Genomic DNA, 2,546 nt, shown 5'->3' with positions numbered 1-2,546 from the left:
CCGCCGCCACCGTTCCAGCACACGGCGTTCCCGCACCGCCTCCAGCACAGCACCGCCCCGACCCGAGGAGCACCCACCATGGCTGACGCAGCACGCGCCGCCCGACTCGCCGACCGCATCAAGGTCGTCGTCGCCCAGGCGCTCGAGCGCCGGGTCAAGGACCCCCGGCTGGGCTTCGTGACCATCACCGACTCCCGGGTCACCAACGACCTCCAGCACGCCACGCTCTACTACACCGTGTTCGGCACCGCGGAGGAGCAGGAGAGCACCCGGGCCGCCCTCGAGTCCGCGAAGGGCGTCCTGCGCAGCGAGGTCGGCCGCAACATCACGGCCCGCCTGACGCCCACGCTGACCTTCGTCCCGGACGAGATCCCGGTCAACGCCTCCCACCTCGAGGAGGTCCTGCGCGCGGCCAAGGAGAAGGACGCCGAGGTCGCCGCCCAGGCCGCGGGGGCGAGCTGGGCCGCGGGGGAGGACCCGTACCGGAAGCCGGCCGGGGAGGACGACGAGTCCTCCCCGGACCGCTGAGCGGACGGAGGCACCGGGGAAGTGACCCGCACGAAGCCTGACGTCCCGAGCCCGGACCCGTCCCTGCCGACGCCGTCCGGGCTCGTGGTCGTGGACAAGCCCGCCGGCTGGACCAGCCACGACGTCGTCGCCCGCACCCGGCGTCTCGCGGGCACCCGCAAGGTCGGCCACGCCGGGACCCTGGACCCCATGGCCACCGGCGTGCTGGTACTCGGCGTCGACCGGGCCACCCGCCTCCTGACCTGGATCGTCGGGCGGGACAAGACGTACGCGGCGACGATCCGGCTCGGCCTCAGCACGGTGACCGACGACGCCGAGGGCGAGGTCGTCGACGCCGCCCCACCGGAGGCCGTGGCCGCGGTGGGGGACGACGCGGTCGCCGCCGGCGTCGCCCGGCTCACCGGTGACATCCAGCAGGTCCCCGCGAAGGTCAGCGCCATCAAGGTCGAGGGCCGCCGCGCCTACGCCCAGGTGCGCGCCGGTCACGACGTCGAGCTCGCCGCGCGCCCCGTCACCGTGTCCCGGTTCGCCGTGCACCGGCTCGTGCGGAGCACGGACGACGACGGTCGGGCGGTCGTCGACGTCGACGTCACGGTGACGTGCAGCTCGGGCACGTACGTCCGGGCCCTGGCCCGGGACCTCGGGGCCGACCTCGGAGTGGGCGGGCACCTGACGGCGCTGCGCCGCACCCGGGTGGGTGCGTGGACCCTCGAGGACGCGTCGACCCTCGACGAGCTCGCCGCGGAGGTGGCAGCGGGCCGCCCGCTGCCCGTGACGAGCCTCGAGGAGGCCGCCGCCGGGCTGTTCCCGGTCCGCCGGCTGACCGCGGCGGAGTCCGAGGACGTCGCCCACGGCCGGAGGATCGGGCCCAGCGCCGCGGACGCCGGCGAGGGCGGCGCGGAGCCCGTCGACAACGACGCGGTCACCGGGGGGTTCGCACCCGACGGACGGCTCGTGGCGCTGCTCTCCGACCGCGGCCACCGCGGCGAGCGCACCGCCAAGCCCGTCCTCGTGTTCCTGCCCGGGGAGCGGTTCCCCGGGCCGCCGGAGGCCTCGCGGGGGGCGCGCTGATGCTGTGGGGCTACGACGGCTGGTTCTGGGCCGCGGCCCTGCTGGGCGCCCTGTCCTTCCTGGTGTGCGGCGTGCAGGCCGTGCGCGGGCGCCGGCCCGACGACTGGACCCAGGGCTCCGTGCTGCTGCTGGAGGTGTTCCTGCTCGTCTACGCGGTCGGGACGGTCGTGATGCACGTGCGGGGCCCCGGTCCCACGGGCTCCGCCCTCGAGTACTGGGGCTACCTGCTGACCGCGCTGCTCATCCCCGCCGGAACGTTCGTCTGGTCGCTCGTCGAGCGCTCGAGCTGGTCCAACTGGGTGCTCGCGGCAGCGGGCCCCGTGGTCGCGATCATGGTCTACCGCATGAACTTCATCTGGTACTACCAGTGAGCCCCCGTGCCGCCCCGACCCCGCAGGAGGCCTCCCGATGAGCCACGACCGCCGAGATGCCGGCCCCACCCGGCTGCAGCAGCGCTTCGGACCGCGCGCCGCCGCGGCGCGCGGCGACCGCAAGTCCTCGGGCTTCGGCCGGCTGGTCGTCGTGGTCTACGCCGTCTTCTCCCTCTCGGCCGGTGTCCGCTCGCTCTACCAGATCCTCACCGACTTCGGGGCGGCACCCCTGCCGTACCTGCTCTCGGCGTTCGCCGCGGCCGTGTACGTGGTCGCCACCGTGGCCCTGGCCCGGCCCGGGGCCCGCTGGCACCGGCTGGCCACGGCGGCCGTGGGCGTCGAGCTCCTCGGCGTCCTCGGCGTGGGGGTGCTCTCGGTGCTCGCCCCGTCCCTGTTCCCCGAGGCGAGCGTGTGGTCGCACTTCGGGCGGGACTACGGCTACGTCCCGCTGGTCCTGCCCGTGGTCGGTCTCGCGTGGCTCCGCCGCTCCCGGCCCCGGCGCGGCAACGCCCCGGCCTGACCGGGCCACCGCCGCGCGGCGGGTCACGGCGGCCACCGGGTAGGCTCGGTCGCGGG

The 2,546-nt window shown here is 75.6% G+C and carries 4 protein-coding genes; all 4 read left to right on the top strand.

Features of this window, described 5'->3' with window-relative positions; all coding sequences use genetic code 11:
* The first annotated feature begins 78 nt into the window (after positions 1 to 78).
* Genes rbfA through ACH9D3_RS12740 form a run of 4 tightly spaced genes read left to right on the top strand, consistent with a single transcriptional unit; the run spans position 79 to position 2,490 of the window.
* The gene (gene rbfA / locus ACH9D3_RS12755) at positions 79 to 528 is read left to right on the top strand and encodes a 30S ribosome-binding factor RbfA (RefSeq protein WP_396411225.1); all 450 of its coding nucleotides are present in this window, start codon (positions 79 to 81) and stop codon (positions 526 to 528) included.
* A gap of 21 nt (positions 529 to 549) precedes the next feature.
* Positions 550 to 1,599, top strand: a complete 1,050-nt coding sequence (gene truB, locus ACH9D3_RS12750) for a tRNA pseudouridine(55) synthase TruB (protein ID WP_396411224.1) — start codon at positions 550 to 552, stop codon at positions 1,597 to 1,599.
* Positions 1,599 to 1,970: a hypothetical protein gene (locus ACH9D3_RS12745; RefSeq protein WP_396398959.1), complete on the top strand. Its 372-nt coding sequence runs from the start codon at positions 1,599 to 1,601 to the stop codon at positions 1,968 to 1,970. The genes truB and ACH9D3_RS12745 overlap by 1 nt, the downstream gene beginning before the upstream one ends.
* A gap of 37 nt (positions 1,971 to 2,007) precedes the next feature.
* Positions 2,008 to 2,490, top strand: a complete 483-nt coding sequence (locus tag ACH9D3_RS12740) for a hypothetical protein (RefSeq protein WP_396411223.1) — start codon at positions 2,008 to 2,010, stop codon at positions 2,488 to 2,490.
* The last annotated feature ends 56 nt before the right edge of the window (positions 2,491 to 2,546 follow it).

This window comes from Kocuria kalidii (assembly GCF_044462225.1).
Taxonomy (GTDB): Bacteria; Actinomycetota; Actinomycetes; order Actinomycetales; family Micrococcaceae; genus Kocuria; species Kocuria kalidii.
This window is presented reverse-complemented; position numbering and strand designations above follow the sequence as displayed.

What these genes read in the sequence shown, in the direction of transcription:
- rbfA (WP_396411225.1), top strand. Translation starts at nt 79, where the DNA reads ATGGCTGACGCAGCACGCGCCGCCCGACTCGCCGACCGCATCAAGGTC.
- ACH9D3_RS12745 (WP_396398959.1), top strand. Translation starts at nt 1,599, where the DNA reads ATGCTGTGGGGCTACGACGGCTGGTTCTGGGCCGCGGCCCTGCTGGGC.
- ACH9D3_RS12740 (WP_396411223.1), top strand. Translation starts at nt 2,008, where the DNA reads ATGAGCCACGACCGCCGAGATGCCGGCCCCACCCGGCTGCAGCAGCGC.